The organism is Sphingobacterium sp. LRF_L2, from assembly GCF_965644235.1.
GTDB lineage: Bacteria > Bacteroidota > Bacteroidia > Sphingobacteriales > Sphingobacteriaceae > Sphingobacterium.
The window spans coordinates 588107-604772 of sequence record NZ_CBFFRI010000002.1 but is presented as its reverse complement, the minus strand read 5'-3'; the positions used below and the strand labels follow the sequence as shown (position 1 = coordinate 604772).

Below are 16666 nucleotides of genomic sequence, written 5' to 3'. Positions count from 1 at the left end.
TAACATATGAACAGAAAAATAAAACTAGGTATCGGTGCATTCCTACTTTTCTCTCTCCTTTCCAGCTGCGGAAAAAAAGACACCGTCAGCGGCGATGTGAAATTAAATTCCCTTCAGGTAAAAATCAACGGAAAAGAAAAAAGCTTTTCCAATGTACAGGCTCGATGGGTAGATGGCGGTAATTACCTCGAGATAAATTCAACAGATAATGGAAGTGAATGGGTCAGTATTACCGTATTATCAGAAACAACTCGTGTGTCTACCGGTCAATATAGTTTAGATGACGAAAGTTTATTTACTATTTTGGGTGTTTACTCTTTGACGAATAACCAAGAACAACTAAATTATACAGCAACCCGAGGTACACTTGCTCCAGAAGACGCCTTTAGTCTTAAAATTGATAAAATAAATAATACACATGTCGAAGGATCATTTTCCGCAGTTGCGGTCCGTGTCGAAGGAGCGACAACATTGGATGCTGTAACCCTAACTGATGGAAAATTCAACGTAGATATCGATGCAAATTAAACGTTAATAAACTTAAAAACAACATAATAAAAGACCGATCAGAAAAATTCGATAAATCTAATTTTATGACATTTTTCAAAAAACGTGATCAGCTCTCTCGACAGCTAGTCTAAAATTAGTATAGTCGGTCTTTCTTTATACACATTACACAACCGCTTTTACAATCTGGCCTAATCTCTTCAAATCATACCGCAGCTTGTCATTCCAATCAAGCGCAAAATTCAAGCGCATACAATTGTTGTACCGTTCTTGCAAGGTAAATATACGTCCAGGAGCAAAACTTATGTTTTGTTGTATGGCACGATCATATAAAACCGCAGTATCGACATGCTCAGGAAACTCTAACCAAAGTACGAAGCCGCCTTGAGGCTGTGAAATTTTAGTGCTATCCGGAAAGTATTCCTCAATAGCCTGTTGAAACCTTAAACAGTTTGTATAAAGTTTATTTCTAAAGTCGCGAAGATGATGCTCGTATCGTCCATGCTCCATAAAATCTGCCACAACCTCCTGATACAGAACTGGAGTCGAAAGCGTTTGTAACAGTTTTTGTCGAATAATTTTCTCTTTATACCTTCCAGGCGCAACCCAACCAACACGATACCCAGGCGCTAATGTTTTCGAAATAGAACCGCACCACATAACAATACCAGCTTCATCAAACGCTTTACAAGGCTTTGGCCTTGTGGCTCCAAAAAACAGATTTCCATATAAATCATCCTCAATAAGAGGTATATTATTTGCCGTAAGCATGTCAACTAATTCTTTTTTATGTTGTTCTGGCATGAGGCTACCTAATGGATTACTAAAATTTGCGGTAAAACAACAAACATCAATCTTATGTAAGACCTTTCTTAATGCATCTAATTCTATACCTGTAACTGGATGAGAAGGAATTTCGATAACATTTAGTCCCAATGATTTTGCAATTTGTATTGTACCGAAATACACGGGAGTTTCAATAGCAATTGTATCGCCGGGTTTAGTGACAGCAATCAAACAATTGAAAATGGCATTCATTGCCCCCGAGGTGGTTACTAAATCATCCTCCTTCAAATGCCCTTCAAATAAGATACTCCATTTTGCAATGGTCCTTCTCAAATTTAAGTTGCCCTGAACAGGCTCATATCCCGTCCCTCCATCATGTAATCTCCTAACAGTGTTAACCAATGTTTTATTCAACTTTGCAATCGGCAACATGCTTTCTCCAGGAACTCCTAAGGAAAACTGCGTTATATCACTACGTTTCAATGTATTAAAAACTTTATCAACCAGATCTAAAGAAGGTTGATCTTCCGTCGCAGGATTCAACGCGCTGACCGAAGGAAGCCCAAAGCGCCGAAGAGATGTCTTACTAACATAGTAACCGGATCGAGGTCTAGATTCAATCAGAGATTTACTCTCCAAACTCAAAAAAGCTTGTTTTACCGTATTAATACTTACGTTATACATCTTCTCTATCGAGCGGATAGATGGTAGTTTATCTCCCAACTTTAGGGTCCCAGCTAAAATTTGTTCTTCTAAGAGAGATGCAATCCCTACATACAGCGGTTGTTTTTTCAATGTCATTTCTAGCTCTAATTTAGGAGGCAGTTATGAAATAAAATAATTCATATACCACACAAACATATTATGAAAAAGCTGAATTTGCGCTAAAATTTATTAATCCAAGTTAATAAATCTTCCGTAGCCATAGTTAATTTTTTTATAGTCCCCTGATCATCGCCAAATACGGCATGGAAATTTTTCTCAGCGAAATTCCTAAGTGATATTTGCAATAAAACATCGGGTTGGTCTTCGAGGAGATAGCAACTTAACTCAACCATCCCACGCTTATTAACAGCAGCAGCGGCAAAACCAATAACAGCTTTATTTTGAATTGCAACAGCCATGGGCAAACCAAAGTCTACTCCTACTTTTTTACTCAAATTATCCTCAGTAGATCTTTCTTTATAAAGGTTAATTATCCCCCTCAATTCCGCTACCGAAACCTGTTCGATGCTAAAACCATTATTGATTACTAATGCCATAGACGTTATCTTCTTAAAGTCTGCAAGTTACCAGATCTACCAAGTAGGATACAGACACAGAAAACCTTATTATCTAAGACACAGATTAATCTAAAAAGATCAAATTATCTTACAATGGAGTATAATATCACCAATTTCAGCTAGAGACCCCTTGGTATTTATTTTGTATTTTTACCATGATGCGTAATAAACCTTTCGATTTAATTAGAATGAATTCAGTGGTAAAATTCTCTCTTTTGATGACGATAATTTTATTGCTAGGCTGTGATCCAGTTCGCGTATTCCAAGTAAAAGCATTAAAAGAAGAAAGCGAGTTGTATGTTTATTTAAAGAAAAGTAAAGATATAAGTCTTTTCGGAATACAGACGCACACTTTACGTGTATCTTTAGCTGAAAATCCAGAATACAAGATACACTTTGGGATAGGAAGCTGGACTGAGGCGGAGATTTATCAAGTGCTAACATCCAGTATAGACTCCATAATTATATACCAGAATTTAGAAAAAAAAATGTACAAAAGCCCTAAAGATATCCACAACTACTTAAAATCACAACGTAGGATTTTCCATAAAAATGTCATTCTCATTGAGAAATAGATCAGCGGAACAACAATAAATTTAGTCTCTAAAAAAAATAGGGATTACCCACTCTTAATAACTCCTCCTCTGCATCTGTATCCCTCCTTTGGTATCTATCCAAACCTACTTGGTAGCCTCATAAAACTTTAGAAGCCTTACATAAGCCGGTGATTTTGATAAATCCTTCTTCCACAGGTCCACCATAATAAACTGTATCTTTAAAAACTGATCCACATCCACCACAATTTGATCTTCACTGATTGCAATTGGAGCAATAAACTGTTTCCCAGCAAAAGCCTGCTTTAGTTCTTCGATTGTCATACCGCGAAGTTAGCAAATGTTCTGTAGAGCTATCGACAAAATTTTAAACTCAATGACTATTATTGTAACTTTCGACAAGTCTATCTAGAAATAGGTACAGTATATCATTCATTTGGCTATAATCAAATGTGCGTATGCTGTCGGGGGCTTGAACAAATGCATGTTGTTTGCTAGATTCCTCCAGATCTTCTTCCGAGGTAATCAATAGTTCAACCAATTCGGGAGTAAGCTCCATATGACATTGAAATCCATAAACCAATTTTGAATAACGTACAATTTGACGAGGACATCCTTCACTCTCCGCCAAAACATCGCTTCCGTCTACAAGTCCAGGCATATCATTATGCCAATGTCCCACAAGCAATGGCGAACTGAAACCTCCCATATGCCAATCTTCTTTCCCTTTATCGGTCAAATAAATAGGAAACACACCTATTTCTCGCTGTGGACTCGCTTTATAATCACCTCCCTTTGCCATTCCGATTAGTTGTGCCCCAAGACACACGCCTAGAACAGCCTTGCCCGCATCGATACAAGATCTGATAAATGCAGCTTCTGCATCAGCATCAAAATAGGGAAACTCCTCTTTTGTACTTGCAGGAGACTGCGGTCCCCCCATAACAATTAACAAATCTATGTTATCAACAGTAGGGGGCAGCAAATCGTATTCAAAAATTCTAGTAAAGGAAACGCTATAATCTCGTTTCATTGCCCAAATGAGATAGGCTCCTGGGGCTTCAAATGATTCATGCTGTATAAAGTGAATATGCATTATTTGTTAATTTTAATTTCAGAAAAAACAGATACAGATTTTTATCGAAAATAACGATTCTAATCTGAATTACGCACTAGCAGATTTTATAAATGCGATATGAACATGACAAAAAATATATCTCCGAAATCCCCCACCCTGCCATTATTTTGTAAAAATTGAGAGCGGAAAGGAAAGAGTTTGTACAAAGTTTTCTAATTTGTCTCGCATAGAAATAAATACCTCGTTAAAAGATTCAATTAAAAAGGCAACATGATACAAGGACTTTACGAAACACACATTCAAGTGAGAGATTTAGAAATATTGACAAAGTTTTACACCGAAATATTGGGATTGAAATTTGCCCATCGCGACGAAAACCGTCCTATTGTATTTCTTTGGATTGGGGAAGATAAAAATTACATGTTGGGCCTCTGGGAAGTCACTGAAAATTTTCAACCTAGGCATTTCGCTTTCCGGAGCAGTACCGAGGATATTTTAAATTATTCTAATACTTATCTTACGAAACGTAACCTCAAACCTTATAATTTTTTAAAAAATGAAACACAGACTCCAATGGTATTTGCTTGGATGCCGGCTCTAGCAATTTACTTCAATGATCCTGATGGCAATCAATTAGAGTTTATCTCCATACTTGAAGGTGATCCGAATCCGCAACTGGGTGTAATTTCCTATGAAAACTGGCTGATGAACAAACAAAATAATCCCTTTGAATAGCGAAATTTATATTATCAGTGGACTTGGTGCTGATGAACGAGCCTTCCAAAAACTAGATTTTTCCGGTCTAGATGTTCATTTTATAAAGTGGATTCCACCTTTTTCAAATGAAAGCATGTCCACATATGCTACCCGATTGAAGTCACAAATCCTTACAGAAAACCCTATTCTAATTGGTTTGTCATTTGGAGGAATGTTAGCTGTGGAAATTGCAAAACTAATACCTACAAAAAAAGTAGTACTTATAGCCTCTGCCAAGACACGGTACGAGATCCCGTTTTACTATAAAATTGCAGGATATTTGAGGTTTAATGATCTTGTTCCCCCAAAACTTTTAAAGAAGGCGAATAGCCTTACCTTCTGGCTGTTCGGGGCATCCTCGACAGAAGACAAAGATCTTTTGGCTAAAATACTGTTCGATACCGACGCACAATTTCTTAAATGGGCATTGTGCGCCATCACTAAATGGGATAACAAAACGATCCACACGAACTGCATTCATATTCACGGCACACAGGATCGTATACTCCCTTTCCATAATGCCAATGCAAATATTGCGGTGCAGAATGCCGGCCACCTCATGACATTAAATAAAGCAACTGAAATCAGCGAAATCTTACGCTTATTATTGCAATAAGAAAATTGCTATGGCTAAATTTATGTAATTTTATACCATGAATATATATGTTGTTGGATCAGGCAAATTGGCCACCGCTATTCTTACTGCTTCTATAGAAATAAGTGACTCTCCCATAAGAGCATGGAAAGGAACTCCCAATACCCTCGAAAAATCCGTGCTTATTCACGCTGGATCGGGAAGACAACTTCAGGAATGCCGAAATTTTTGCCAAAAGACCCAGTCCATTTTCATTGAATTAGCTACTGGGCTGGAAACAGCATTTTGGGAAGTAGATTTCCCTATGATTATCTGTCCTAATACATCAATACTGCTCCTCAAGACGCTCCATATGCTAAAAGAAAATGGCTGGAAATTTGCGAATTGCGATATCGAGCTGACAGAATCTCATCAATCCAGCAAATCTACAGAACCTGGTACCGCTTACAAAATTGCTGATTATGTGGGGGTTCCACACACAAAAATTGTATCTATCCGCGATACAAAAATACAAGAAGAAGAATTAAGAATACCAAAAGCTTATCTTCATAAACACGCCTATCATAAGCTTACCATAAAGGATGGCAGTGATGAAATAACATTATCTATTAAAGTTTTAGGACACGACAGCTACGTATCTGGTGTGAAGAAAATTGTGCAAGCGTGCTTAGCTGCTGATAGCCTGGAAAATCGGTCATATGACGTTCTCGAATTAGCCGATATGGGATTACTTTAACGTATGTATATCTGAATTGCCAAATACGATGCAAAAAAAAGCAATAGACAACTTCATAGCGCAAATGTGCGGGTATTCCCCCTTATCACAGGAGACAAAAGAAGCTTTGCTAAATATCTGTACAAAACATGTGTTCAAAAAAAATGATCTTATTCTTCAAGCAGGCAACCTAGCTCGGTATTACTATTTTGTTCATTCAGGACTGTTAGGTTATTATACCAATGACGAAAAGGGAAATACCATCTACAAAATCTTTTTTGAGGAAGATACTTTTTGTGCCTCTACCGCCGCAATCATAGAAGAAAAAACAAGTGAGTTTAATATTATTGCATTAGAAGATACCGAAGTTGTTCAATATCCTGCCAAACCATTTCGTGAACTTGTAAAGAAATTTCATGATTTAGCTTTATTCCAAATTGCATATCTTGAAAAGAATTGGGTTGTAAAAAAAGAACCTTTAGAAATCAACCTGAAGTGGGAAACGGCTAAAGATCGTTATATAAAATTATATGCGAACCAACGTCTATTTAAACGACTCAAACAACATCATATCGCTTCCTTTCTCGGCGTAACTCCTACGCAATTAAGCCGGATTCGTAAAGAATTAAATTTCTGAATCCCTGAACTAGAGACGTCGTTAGTTGCAAGGAACACCTACCTAGCAAATTACATGATCATAAATAGTAAAATTACTCCATCGAAACTTTTAGAAGATCGTAGAGTATATTCCAGACCTCTTGTTGTGCTTGAATATGATCTGTATCGGCTGTATTATATTCTGTAATTAATATCCGTCCTTCTTCATATGCATTCCTAGCGATCTCTTTTTGGCTTAAGGCTAAATTTTCAATTTTCTTATAACTTTCTAACTTCAATTTCGTAGCCGATATTTTCGCACGCTTTTTATCGTTATCAATTTGCCAATTATACTCCGCTTCGTCGAGGTCCAACTTAGCAATACGCGCATTCAACATCGCGCCCCGCAAAGGAGTAGATTTTAAAATATGGGCCGATAGAGGAATCTTCACGGCTATATTGGCGAAGCTATTACCATACCATCTTTCCCGATTGAAGAGGTCAAATTGGTTACTAAAAAATTGAGTGCCATATGCCGCATTAAATGTAATCTCGGGTAATAACTGTCTTTTTATCTGTTGAATTTGCATTGTGGCAATCCTATAATCCAACGACGCTATTTGGCCTTCAAAATCTATTTCATCTTTATCCAAAACAAAAGTCAATATATCCTCTATCCCGGAAGACAATTGAAAAATGGTATCTAAGTTGACATAACGACGCAACTCAAGATGACTTTCTTCCAAAACAGAATAGGCTTCATAACCACGAATCTTTCGACGTTCCATCTCTTGCTCCGCCATCCTATATTGCTGTGCACTGGCTCGTCCGGCGTTAAAGCGCAACTCGGTAACTTTTAAGATATTATTGTAAATCGAACAGTCTTTCAAAGCGGACTGGTATTGCAAGCTGGCTAGCACCGATGCCGCATATGCCAAGGTCGCATTTTTTTTCAGTTGTTGTTCATCTTCTCTGCCTTTAGTTTCTATTTTATCCAACATTAGACGACCTTCTTCTTCAATACCACGCTGCATGGGGTCAAAAATCTTCCACTCCATTTGTACAGCCGATTTTGCAATCCATCTCGTAGAAAAACGAAGTGGAATAATTGCACCATCTGCCGCATTCGCATCAAAAGCAATAGCGGGAACAGGTGTGGTTGGTATAATAGCGTTATATTGATGGGTTAAATCGCCATATATAACTGGAAACCTAGTCAAACGATTTGTTCGATTCTCCTCGCGTTTAACGCCAATTTTCAAAGTCGTCCTCTGGTAATCACGGCTATCCTTAAGATTTTCCCACAGCTCCTGAATGGACATCGCCTGACTAAAGGCTGTTAACGGGAGCAAGAACAACGTGTAAAATAGAAACTTTATCATAACTAAAAAACTGAAGCTGGCTCAACTTTGGATATTCTACGTACCGCAAAAAGAGACCCTCCCACCGATATGACAATGGATAAAAACAACAACATCAAAGAGAAGCCCAAAGATAAATCTATAGCAAGACCACTTTTAGCAACGCCTAATTTAAAACCCCATAACAACAACATAGCCAATCCGTAACCGATCAAAGCAAATAAAAAAGATTGAGTCACGATCAACCGACTTACGTATGTTCCCTTCGCACCAATAGCCTTTAAAGTACCGTAATCTTTTAATCGATCTAAAGCTGCAGAATAGAGTGTGAGGCCAATAATGAAGAAACCGCTCACCATAGCAAACAAAACCAGAGTACCAAAACTCATCCCCATATTCGATGTAATCAAGATCTCTCTAATAGAAGATTCCCGCAGTCGTTGTATATCCCAAGCGCGAAGATTAGGATACAATGCATTGATCTGTTCTATGACCTGTTCCTTCATGCTTTCCTTTGACAATCGCACAATAACTATACTTACTTTTGTTGGCGAAACATTTCCAAAATGACGTGCATTTGCCAAAGTCGTATACATGAGACTTGCACCGAACGCCTGGGCATTATTTGTGATGAGACCTATCTGCGCACTCTTGCCATTAATCTCGATTGATTTTCCCAAACGAATATCCGTTCCCCAATTTTTCGCGTTGTATATTTCTGCAGATACAGCAAAAGGTGCTATCAAGTTTTTAAGTTCGCCCTCACGAATCCTATTACTTACTGGCCCCATCCGAAACATAGGACTTGCAGCCCCTACCAATGTCACAGGAGCTGTCTTTCCATCTAAAAAAGTTGCTTGACCACTTGTTATTACGACAGGACTTGTCCACTCGACGTTGGGAAGACTCGCAATCTCCTGTACCAGTCGTTGATCAATACTATTTATAGCATTTATGTTCTGACTTTGCCCTTCGATAACCCAGATTTCATTATCCCCGACCGGCGCATTATTAATGAGATTTCCCATCAAATTCATCAAAAAAAACAGTAAACTCAACTGTTGACCAATCAAAAAAATGCTGATCACAATAGCTGCTACAATTCCAACACTCTTCGCTCGATCAAATCGAATAAACTTCCATGCCAGTCCAATCATATTAGCGAATTTCTATTATACATTCCAGCTTCGCATTTACCAACAAATGACTCGACTTTTCGGGTTTAACATGAATTCTACGCACACGACGATCTTGAGCCTCATTTGCGTTCTCGTACAGGATCGATTTATTGGTTAAAGTAGGACTTAAGTAGTTAATTACACCTTGTCCAATACTATCTTTGGTGTCCACTCTATAAAATCGAACAGCTTGCCCCACTTGAATTTGATCGGCAAATAATTCGTCAACTTCAGCCTCTATATGTAGCGAATTCACATCCGCAATCTTACCCACATCCGTATAACCAGACAAAGATTGCCCCACGGCCAATTGTAGCTCTGTGATCACCCCCGTGCGAGCAGCTTTGACAATAAGTTCTTTTTGGCTACTCTTCGCTTTCTCCACAACAATCAACTGTTCTTGCTTTTGCTTTTCACCTTTAACAATTTCTTGTCTTATCTCCCCAACTCGCTTTCGTTGCTGATGAAATGAACTTTCATCAGCGTCCATATTTTCTCTCGTTTCTGCCTGATGCATAAAGAGAGTATAAGAGGTATTGAATTTCTTCTGCAAAGAAGCAAGTAAAACTTCCTCTCGAGCCAACTCTTCATTAAAAGCCTGAACCTGCGCTTTAAGGACTTCCAATTGTGCCTCAGCTTGGTTGACATCAAAGCGAATATCGTCCGATTTCAAGATGAACAAATCTTGTCCTTCAATTACGGAGTCCCCTTCTGAAACTAAAATCTGATCTACAATTCCAGTCATTGAGGTTGATAAACTCACCCAGCCATCTTCCGGAGTCACCTTACCAATCGAAACCACAGTTTTTATATCATCGAACGCATGCTGATCGTCCTGTTGCTCTACTTGACGTTTTTCCTGCCTACAGCTCAAACAAAAAAAAGCTATACAACAGATAAACAAAAAGTTACTAATTAGTCTTGTCTTCATCGTTAATTTTGTCCGATACCATCCCTTCTTCCACATAAACAATCTGATCTGCATATTTTTTTAATCTTAAATCATGGCTTACAACGATAACAGCTTTGCCAGCGCGAGCTAGCATTTGCAAGTCACTCATAATCGCTACAGCACTTTTAGCGTCCAAAGATGCGGTGGGTTCATCACATAAAATCATAGATGGGCTAGTTACTAATGATCTTGCAATAGCTACTCTTTGCTTCTGCCCCCCGCTCAACTCCTTTGGTAAACTCCGTGCACGACTCAACAATCCGACATTATCCAAAGCCTTCACAGCCATGTCACGGGCCATTCTTGTTTTTAGTCCTTGCAACAATAATGGTTGCATTACATTCTCCACGGCATTCAACGGATCGAGTAAATTGAATTGCTGAAAAACAAAACCTATCTCCTTCAACCGAATCGAAGCCAATTGATTCTCCGTTAAACCATTTATAATTCTCCCTCTGTAATACATGTTTCCATTGGTTGGATAAATAACCATGCCCAGAATCGACAACAGTGTGGTTTTTCCACTACCAGAAGGTCCCATAATCAATGTTAATCTATGCGTATGAAAAGACAAATCTGTCTTCGATAAGGCAACAATTTTCGTATCTCCAGTTTGGTATATTTTTTCGATACCTTCTAACCGAACAATTTCTTCAGACATTGTTACTGATGTAATATTAAAAAGACCAATTTACTAAAAACTACAGTCTCCAAGAAACAAGATAACGAGTAAAGTTATAATTAACTTCATTTCATTCCCTCTCGAAAATCCTAACACGTAAAATCTTTATGACATATCAAAAAAACAAATGCGTTTTTCACAAAGACTTAACAGTTTGCTGACAGTTTTGTATCATTGTTATCGTTATTTTTGCAAAATGTTGGGTACGTTAAGAAACGGAAACAAATATCTTCTTCAGTTCATAAGTATTTCCCTTTTAATGCTATTAGCATTGAAAACGGGAGGGCTTTTATTCAGCCTGTTTCCGGGAAAACACCAGTTAGTTTCCAACGTAACACTAGACATCGAAGAGTCAGAAAAGGACGAAAATAAAGAAATTGACAAACGATATGGAAAACTCGTTTGCTTAATCACATTCACAGATCATAATATAACACCTGTTGAACGTTATAAAAAGCTCATTCGGAACAAATACCGCATATTTTCTATAGAAGAACACCAGGAGATCATTCCCTCCCCGCCTCCAGACAACATAGTTGTTTAAAGCATTATTTTGTTTATGGTCTAGTTCACTACACCCTTTTTTATCACATTTACTTTTAATTTATGACGCAAAAACAAGGCGGACCTACGCCCTTGCAACGCTTAGTCAAACTTTTACATCCTGAGCGTAAAACCATTAACTACATCTTTCTGTACGCCATTGTAATTGGCGTGTTCAGTTTGACGATCCCTGTCGGTATTACAGCGATATTTAACCTACTGAGCAACGGAGCCATGTATAGTTCCACCTATATACTCATCGCCTTTGTTATTTTCGGAGTAATTATTGCCGGATTTCTTTTAATAGGGCAACTCAGCTTAGTAGAATACTTGGAACAGAAGATTTTCCTAAAATCGGCAGTTGAATTTGCCTACCGTTTACCACGCATTAAGCGCAGCGAATTAAAAGGAGAAAACTTAGTAGAGTTAGTAAACCGATTTTTCGATGTTATTATCATCCAGAAAGGACTTATAAAATTACTCATTGACATTATTGCAGCAGTAGTCACTATCTTTTTTAGTGTCATTCTACTTTCTTTCTATCATCCTGTTTTTTTAACGTTTGGATTAGTGGTTATTATCGCCATTGCATTTATAGTAGTTTTATACTACAGACAGGGTATGAAAACGAGTATCCAAGAATCAGAACACAAATATGAAACAGTAGCTTATTTGGAAAGTGTAGCAGAGAATATTGAAGAATTCCGAAATGATGAGCGTAAAATGCAGGAAGTCATTAAGCATACTGATCGTATCAGTAGTCAATATTTAACTTCAAGAAACCAACATTTTAAGATTTTAAAACGTTTTTTTGCCGGTTCAGTAGTAATACGTACACTACTTTTTGGGGCAATGCTCCTATTAGGATCTTATTTCGTTGTGGAACGTCAAATGACTTTCGGCCAGTTTGTAGCAGCGGAAGTTGTCATTGTCCAGATAGGGTATGCGATTGAAAAGCTATTAACGAATCTCAGCACTATATTCGATATGCTAACCGGAAGTGTCAAATTAGGAACAGTAACAGATCTAGCGTTAGAGGAGGGCGCAACTCCATATGGCGGATAATAGACATACAACCGAGAAAATGCTTACATGGGAGGATCTTTCGGTAGAGGGACGCGAAAAATTATTGAAAGAACGTGGTTCTATTGTTTTGGGTCGTCTTCTTATGATTGCAGCAGTGATCTTTATCTTTATCTTATTTTTACCTTGGCGTCAAACCATCCCTGGAAAGGGTATTGTCACCGCTTTACGCCCCGAGGATCGCCCGCAGACAATACAGAATCAAATAGGTGGCCGAATCGAACGATGGGCTGTCCGTGAAGGAGATGAGGTCAAAAGAGGCGATACGATACTCGTCATCTCTGAAATTTCTCAATCTTATTTTGATCCGGAGTTACCTTTACGTCTTCAAGAACAATTGGACGCCAAACGCAGTAGTGAAGACGCTGCACTACAAAAAATGAAAGCAACGGAGGCACAAATTAATGCACTTGGTAGTGGATTACATTACCAACTCGAGTCTGCTCAAAATAAAGTCCTTCAATCGCAAAACGTCGTTAAAATTGATAGCGCAGATTTACTAGCTACACAGAGCCTGTATGAAACGAGTGTGGCACGTTTGACACGGTACGAACAAGGATATAAAGATGGCCTCTTTTCATTAACAGACATCGAGACAAGACGGTTAAACTTGCAAAACGACCGCGCAAAAGTTGTGAGTGCAGAAAATAAACTCACAAACTCTAGACAAGCGTTAGTAAATGCATCTATAGAGTTGGATAATATCAAGGCTAAATATCAAGAATCCCTAGCTAAAGCACAATCTGATTTAGGATCCGCATTATCTACCAAAGCGTCAGCACAAGGTGATATTGCGAAATTACGCAATGAAATTACGAACATTGATATACGTCGAGGCTTATACGTTGTTCGTGCACCTCAAGACGGATATATTGTAAAAACGCTAAAAGCTGGTATAGGTGAAAACATAAAAGACGGCGAATCTGTGGCTACATTGCAACCAAAAAAGCCATTGTTAGCAGCCGAATTATACGTCAATGCAATAGATGTCCCTCTAATTTTGGACGAAAGCGATACACGTTTACAATTCGAAGGATGGCCTTCTGTCCAATTCTCAGGATGGCCCTCTGTAGCAGTAGGTACTTTTGCCGGTAAAGTGACAGTAATCGATAAAGTAAGCAGTCAGAATGGCCAATATCGTTTATTGGTGAGACCTGCCGATCCCGTTCCTGAGGGAGATGAACCGTGGCCAGTACAATTACGGCTAGGTTCCGGAGTGTATGGTAGAGTTGTTCTAAATTCTGTACCATTATGGTATGAAATATGGCGTCAATTAAATGGTTTCCCTCCTAGTTTAGAGCGAGAACCTAAAGAGGAAACTTTAAAATAAAAGCTATATCATGATGAGACCCTGCTTTTTTCTTATGGCTTGGCTACTTTTAAATTTTTCAATAACGAGTATTGCCCAGGAAAAGAAACAAATAGCACCACAGACAACCTTCACCATAGAAGACCTCGAAGACTTACTCTTGGCTAATCACCCTGTTGTCAAACAGACTGAACTTCTAAGCGAAACTGCAAAAGTTCAAATTGCACAGGCGTTGGGAAAATTTGACCCAACACTGTCTAGCTCATTCCAAAATAAACATTTTGGAGAAACAAGTTATTACAATCAATGGAATAGCGAACTTAAAGTACCGCTTTGGCTTGCGGGTGCAGACTTAAAAGTTGCCTATGATCGTAATGTCGGAACCTATACAAATCCACAATCGAGGACCAATAATGCAGGTTTATCGGCCGTAGGATTAAGTATTCCTTTAGGTCAAGGAATGTTTATCGATAGCCGTCGAAATACGCTTTGGCAGGCCAAAGCAATGCTACATTATGCAGAAGCCGAACAAGTTAAACAAATCAATGCTATATGGTTTCAAGCGGTATCAGACTATTGGAACTGGTACTACGCTTATCGTCAATATTATTTACTAAATGAAGGTGTAGAGCTAGCCGAAACCCGATTCAGAGCAATTAGTGAGCAAACTGAATTAGGAGACAAGCCTGTTATCGACTCTATTGAAGCCGCTATAACAGTAAAAGAGCGAAAAATGGAATTGGCGAAGTATGAAATCGAACTAAAGAATGCGAAATTAGTATTATCCAATCACTTATGGAACGAACAACAAACTCCCGTAGAATTGCCAGATCATGCTATCCCACATCAGGTCGATCAACAGAAACTAATTCCAGATAGCCATCTTTTACTAGAGTTATTGGAACAAGCTCAAGACCAACATCCAGAGCTTCTGAAATTGGAGAGTAAAGATCAACAATTATCAATAGAAGAGCAATATAGAAAGGAAATGCTAAAACCTAAAATGAATCTTTCGGGAACGCTAATTTCCAGTCGACGCAATTTTAGCGAATCTATTCCGGCTTATTATGACTTCAATTGGAGCAACTATAAACTTGGTTTCGAATTTATATTTCCAATATTTCTGAGAGCCGAACGAGGTAAACTCAAAGAAGTACGATTTAAACAGGAAGAACTTCGCTACGAGCAACTTATTGCCAGTAGAAAGATACAAAATGACGTAACCACAAAATACAATGATCTTACTGCTTACAGCAAGCAAATCGAATTACAAATCGAAAATATAAGCAATCAGGAGATACTACTACGTGGTGAATTACAAAAATTTGATCTAGGGGAAACTACGTTATTCATCATCAATAGTCGGGAGAGTAAGCTTATCGATATGCAAATGAAAAGAGAAAGTCTAATAGCTGCTTATCAGAAAGCACTAGCCGAACTATTTTATAAAGCAGGAACTCGATTATAGCTTGAAAAACAAAAACTGTCCATTACATTTTTTTGTGATGGACAGTCTTTAAGTCTCCTACTGAAAAATACACTTACTTCTGCGCGTGCTCCCGAAAAAGCTTCTCAACATCATCAAACCAATTCAATCTATTGCCGTGAATATCTAAATATTGATTATCTCTATATACGACAATAACTTGATCATTAGGCACACATACATACTCTCCAAGTTCTGGATTCGTTTTTACTAAAACACCTTTGACTGAAACTTCCTCTACTGTTGGGACTGAGTATACTGTCCCATTTTGATTTATGGTAAACATAATCGCAAATTAAAATAATCTTTTAACGGCTTTAAGTTGACTTTGAATCACTGTCGCCACAAATATACTATATTTTTTAGCAACACAAATGATAAAAAATCAAAAAACTTACTATTAACTGACTATTAAACAATTATCCTTTTTTTCTGTGCAATGGCATCCTTTCTAAGAAAATACATTGCACATCCCTAAAAACCAAAGCCAAACATGATAGCTACACGGTGTAGAAGGTACTTATTATCTTGCCTGTAATCATATCCCTCCAGCCTATTATCGTCAGCGATTGGCCCCTGTTTCTCGGCTGTGTATGTATAATTTGAAAAATGCGTTTCTCTAAACTGTTGAAATCGATATCCAAGGCTCAACGTCCAAAAGTGATCTCTATGGGGTGATTTCAAGCGTAATCCAAGCTGAGGATTAACGAACAATCCTCCACGATAGCGGTACATTTCATTTTCTATTTTATTCTTTCCGTTCAAAAAAGTAAAATTGTATCCTATATCTAAATCAGAAAAAATAGAAATTCTACGTTTGGGATTGAAGTAGTAACGTCCCTTCGCTGATAAAGGAACTGACCAAAATTTCCGATCTTCATTAACTGGGAAACGACTAACCTCAATAGTTACACCCGTTGCATAATGATCACCTACATGTATACCGTTAAAGCTACGGATTGCTAATCCTGACTCTAAAAAAACTGGCCCATAGGTAATTACACCTATTTCATTATGATTGGTAAATTTAGTGGTTTGTGCCTGGGATATTCCCATATAAACGAGAGTAAAAATGACGTACAATATTTTTTTCATCAGTATAAGGTTTTCTGTAAAGAGAGATCGATATGGTTGACAGCAAGCAGGTGAAATCTTTATACGAGCATATTAAAAAAATGCAAAACGGCTTATTTTTTCCAGA

At 38.0% G+C, this 16666-nt stretch carries 20 protein-coding genes; 10 read left to right on the top strand and 10 right to left on the bottom strand.

Features of this window, described 5'->3' with window-relative positions:
• The first annotated feature begins 6 nt into the window (after positions 1 to 6).
• Positions 7 to 528: a hypothetical protein gene (locus ACSZOX_RS06005; RefSeq protein ID WP_437918917.1), complete on the top strand. Its 522-nt coding sequence runs from the start codon at positions 7 to 9 to the stop codon at positions 526 to 528.
• Between the two features lie 144 nt (positions 529 to 672).
• Here ACSZOX_RS06005 and ACSZOX_RS06000 read toward each other — a convergent pair whose 3' ends face one another.
• Both ACSZOX_RS06000 and ACSZOX_RS05995 read right to left on the bottom strand, forming a co-directional pair.
• Positions 673 to 2094, bottom strand: coding sequence for a PLP-dependent aminotransferase family protein (locus ACSZOX_RS06000; protein WP_437918916.1), 1422 nt, complete (start codon positions 2092 to 2094; stop codon positions 673 to 675).
• Positions 2095 to 2177: 83 nt separating this feature from the next.
• On the bottom strand, positions 2178 to 2555 hold the full coding sequence (locus ACSZOX_RS05995; protein ID WP_437918915.1) for a hypothetical protein: 378 nt from the start codon (positions 2553 to 2555) through the stop codon (positions 2178 to 2180).
• 209 nt (positions 2556 to 2764) lie between these two features.
• Here ACSZOX_RS05995 and ACSZOX_RS05990 point away from each other — a divergent pair, with 209 nt between their 5' ends.
• Positions 2765 to 3151, top strand: a complete 387-nt coding sequence (locus tag ACSZOX_RS05990; RefSeq protein WP_437918914.1) for a hypothetical protein — start codon at positions 2765 to 2767, stop codon at positions 3149 to 3151.
• 105 nt (positions 3152 to 3256) lie between these two features.
• Here the strand turns inward: ACSZOX_RS05990 and ACSZOX_RS05985 are convergent, their stop codons facing one another.
• Positions 3257 to 3454: a DUF6965 family protein gene (locus tag ACSZOX_RS05985; protein ID WP_437918913.1), complete on the bottom strand. Its 198-nt coding sequence runs from the start codon at positions 3452 to 3454 to the stop codon at positions 3257 to 3259.
• Between the two features lie 49 nt (positions 3455 to 3503).
• A complete protein-coding gene (locus tag ACSZOX_RS05980) occupies positions 3504 to 4226 on the bottom strand; it encodes a glutamine amidotransferase-related protein (RefSeq protein WP_437918912.1) in 723 nt (240 codons plus the stop codon).
• 252 nt (positions 4227 to 4478) lie between these two features.
• Here ACSZOX_RS05980 and ACSZOX_RS05975 point away from each other — a divergent pair, with 252 nt between their 5' ends.
• The 4 genes from ACSZOX_RS05975 to ACSZOX_RS05960 are packed head-to-tail and all read left to right on the top strand — an operon-like array spanning position 4479 to position 6911.
• Positions 4479 to 4943, top strand: coding sequence for a VOC family protein (locus ACSZOX_RS05975; RefSeq protein ID WP_437918911.1), 465 nt, complete (start codon positions 4479 to 4481; stop codon positions 4941 to 4943).
• Entirely contained in the window at positions 4936 to 5580 is a 645-nt protein-coding gene (locus ACSZOX_RS05970; RefSeq protein ID WP_437918910.1) for an alpha/beta hydrolase, read from the top strand. The genes ACSZOX_RS05975 and ACSZOX_RS05970 overlap by 8 nt, the downstream gene beginning before the upstream one ends.
• 37 nt (positions 5581 to 5617) lie before the next feature.
• Complete coding sequence (locus ACSZOX_RS05965) at positions 5618 to 6295, top strand: hypothetical protein (protein ID WP_437918909.1); 678 nt, start codon at positions 5618 to 5620, stop codon at positions 6293 to 6295.
• Between the two features lie 28 nt (positions 6296 to 6323).
• Entirely contained in the window at positions 6324 to 6911 is a 588-nt protein-coding gene (locus tag ACSZOX_RS05960; RefSeq protein ID WP_437918908.1) for a Crp/Fnr family transcriptional regulator, read from the top strand.
• Positions 6912 to 6984: 73 nt separating this feature from the next.
• Here ACSZOX_RS05960 and ACSZOX_RS05955 read toward each other — a convergent pair whose 3' ends face one another.
• Genes ACSZOX_RS05955 through ACSZOX_RS05940 form a run of 4 tightly spaced genes read right to left on the bottom strand, consistent with a single transcriptional unit; the run spans position 6985 to position 11023 of the window.
• Complete coding sequence (locus ACSZOX_RS05955) at positions 6985 to 8253, bottom strand: TolC family protein (protein ID WP_437918906.1); 1269 nt, start codon at positions 8251 to 8253, stop codon at positions 6985 to 6987.
• A 2-nt stretch (positions 8254 to 8255) separates the two neighbouring features.
• A complete protein-coding gene (locus ACSZOX_RS05950; RefSeq protein WP_437918905.1) occupies positions 8256 to 9389 on the bottom strand; it encodes an ABC transporter permease in 1134 nt (377 codons plus the stop codon).
• Position 9390: 1 nt separating this feature from the next.
• Positions 9391 to 10341 (bottom strand): HlyD family secretion protein, encoded by a 951-nt coding sequence (locus ACSZOX_RS05945; RefSeq protein ID WP_437918904.1) that lies wholly within the window; start codon positions 10339 to 10341, stop codon positions 9391 to 9393.
• Positions 10322 to 11023, bottom strand: coding sequence for an ABC transporter ATP-binding protein (locus ACSZOX_RS05940; RefSeq protein WP_437918903.1), 702 nt, complete (start codon positions 11021 to 11023; stop codon positions 10322 to 10324). The genes ACSZOX_RS05945 and ACSZOX_RS05940 overlap by 20 nt, the downstream gene beginning before the upstream one ends.
• A 217-nt stretch (positions 11024 to 11240) precedes the next feature.
• On the opposite strand from ACSZOX_RS05940, the gene ACSZOX_RS05935 reads away from it, so the two are divergent.
• From ACSZOX_RS05935 to ACSZOX_RS05920, 4 genes are all read left to right on the top strand, one after another.
• Complete coding sequence (locus ACSZOX_RS05935; RefSeq protein ID WP_437918902.1) at positions 11241 to 11588, top strand: hypothetical protein; 348 nt, start codon at positions 11241 to 11243, stop codon at positions 11586 to 11588.
• Positions 11589 to 11650: 62 nt separating this feature from the next.
• The gene (locus ACSZOX_RS05930) at positions 11651 to 12652 is read left to right on the top strand and encodes an ABC transporter transmembrane domain-containing protein (protein ID WP_437918901.1); all 1002 of its coding nucleotides are present in this window, start codon (positions 11651 to 11653) and stop codon (positions 12650 to 12652) included.
• Positions 12642 to 14000 (top strand): HlyD family secretion protein, encoded by a 1359-nt coding sequence (locus ACSZOX_RS05925; RefSeq protein ID WP_437918900.1) that lies wholly within the window; start codon positions 12642 to 12644, stop codon positions 13998 to 14000. Before ACSZOX_RS05930 ends, ACSZOX_RS05925 begins: the two co-directional genes overlap by 11 nt.
• A gap of 10 nt (positions 14001 to 14010) precedes the next feature.
• Positions 14011 to 15447: a TolC family protein gene (locus tag ACSZOX_RS05920; protein ID WP_437918899.1), complete on the top strand. Its 1437-nt coding sequence runs from the start codon at positions 14011 to 14013 to the stop codon at positions 15445 to 15447.
• Between the two features lie 73 nt (positions 15448 to 15520).
• Here ACSZOX_RS05920 and ACSZOX_RS05915 read toward each other — a convergent pair whose 3' ends face one another.
• Complete coding sequence (locus ACSZOX_RS05915) at positions 15521 to 15751, bottom strand: hypothetical protein (protein ID WP_437918898.1); 231 nt, start codon at positions 15749 to 15751, stop codon at positions 15521 to 15523.
• A gap of 188 nt (positions 15752 to 15939) precedes the next feature.
• The gene (locus ACSZOX_RS05910) at positions 15940 to 16560 is read right to left on the bottom strand and encodes a hypothetical protein (RefSeq protein ID WP_437918897.1); all 621 of its coding nucleotides are present in this window, start codon (positions 16558 to 16560) and stop codon (positions 15940 to 15942) included.
• Positions 16561 to 16666 lie beyond the last annotated feature (106 nt).

What these genes read in the sequence shown, in the direction of transcription:
- ACSZOX_RS06005 (WP_437918917.1), top strand. Translation starts at nt 7, where the DNA reads ATGAACAGAAAAATAAAACTAGGTATCGGTGCATTCCTACTTTTCTCT.
- ACSZOX_RS06000 (WP_437918916.1), bottom strand. Translation starts at nt 2,094, where the DNA reads ATGACATTGAAAAAACAACCGCTGTATGTAGGGATTGCATCTCTCTTA.
- ACSZOX_RS05995 (WP_437918915.1), bottom strand. Translation starts at nt 2,555, where the DNA reads ATGGCATTAGTAATCAATAATGGTTTTAGCATCGAACAGGTTTCGGTA.
- ACSZOX_RS05990 (WP_437918914.1), top strand. Translation starts at nt 2,765, where the DNA reads ATGAATTCAGTGGTAAAATTCTCTCTTTTGATGACGATAATTTTATTG.
- ACSZOX_RS05985 (WP_437918913.1), bottom strand. Translation starts at nt 3,454, where the DNA reads ATGACAATCGAAGAACTAAAGCAGGCTTTTGCTGGGAAACAGTTTATT.
- ACSZOX_RS05980 (WP_437918912.1), bottom strand. Translation starts at nt 4,226, where the DNA reads ATGCATATTCACTTTATACAGCATGAATCATTTGAAGCCCCAGGAGCC.
- ACSZOX_RS05975 (WP_437918911.1), top strand. Translation starts at nt 4,479, where the DNA reads ATGATACAAGGACTTTACGAAACACACATTCAAGTGAGAGATTTAGAA.
- ACSZOX_RS05965 (WP_437918909.1), top strand. Translation starts at nt 5,618, where the DNA reads ATGAATATATATGTTGTTGGATCAGGCAAATTGGCCACCGCTATTCTT.
- ACSZOX_RS05960 (WP_437918908.1), top strand. Translation starts at nt 6,324, where the DNA reads ATGCAAAAAAAAGCAATAGACAACTTCATAGCGCAAATGTGCGGGTAT.
- ACSZOX_RS05955 (WP_437918906.1), bottom strand. Translation starts at nt 8,253, where the DNA reads ATGATAAAGTTTCTATTTTACACGTTGTTCTTGCTCCCGTTAACAGCC.
- ACSZOX_RS05950 (WP_437918905.1), bottom strand. Translation starts at nt 9,389, where the DNA reads ATGATTGGACTGGCATGGAAGTTTATTCGATTTGATCGAGCGAAGAGT.
- ACSZOX_RS05945 (WP_437918904.1), bottom strand. Translation starts at nt 10,341, where the DNA reads ATGAAGACAAGACTAATTAGTAACTTTTTGTTTATCTGTTGTATAGCT.
- ACSZOX_RS05940 (WP_437918903.1), bottom strand. Translation starts at nt 11,023, where the DNA reads ATGTCTGAAGAAATTGTTCGGTTAGAAGGTATCGAAAAAATATACCAA.
- ACSZOX_RS05935 (WP_437918902.1), top strand. Translation starts at nt 11,241, where the DNA reads ATGTTGGGTACGTTAAGAAACGGAAACAAATATCTTCTTCAGTTCATA.
- ACSZOX_RS05930 (WP_437918901.1), top strand. Translation starts at nt 11,651, where the DNA reads ATGACGCAAAAACAAGGCGGACCTACGCCCTTGCAACGCTTAGTCAAA.
- ACSZOX_RS05925 (WP_437918900.1), top strand. Translation starts at nt 12,642, where the DNA reads ATGGCGGATAATAGACATACAACCGAGAAAATGCTTACATGGGAGGAT.
- ACSZOX_RS05920 (WP_437918899.1), top strand. Translation starts at nt 14,011, where the DNA reads ATGATGAGACCCTGCTTTTTTCTTATGGCTTGGCTACTTTTAAATTTT.
- ACSZOX_RS05915 (WP_437918898.1), bottom strand. Translation starts at nt 15,751, where the DNA reads ATGTTTACCATAAATCAAAATGGGACAGTATACTCAGTCCCAACAGTA.
- ACSZOX_RS05910 (WP_437918897.1), bottom strand. Translation starts at nt 16,560, where the DNA reads ATGAAAAAAATATTGTACGTCATTTTTACTCTCGTTTATATGGGAATA.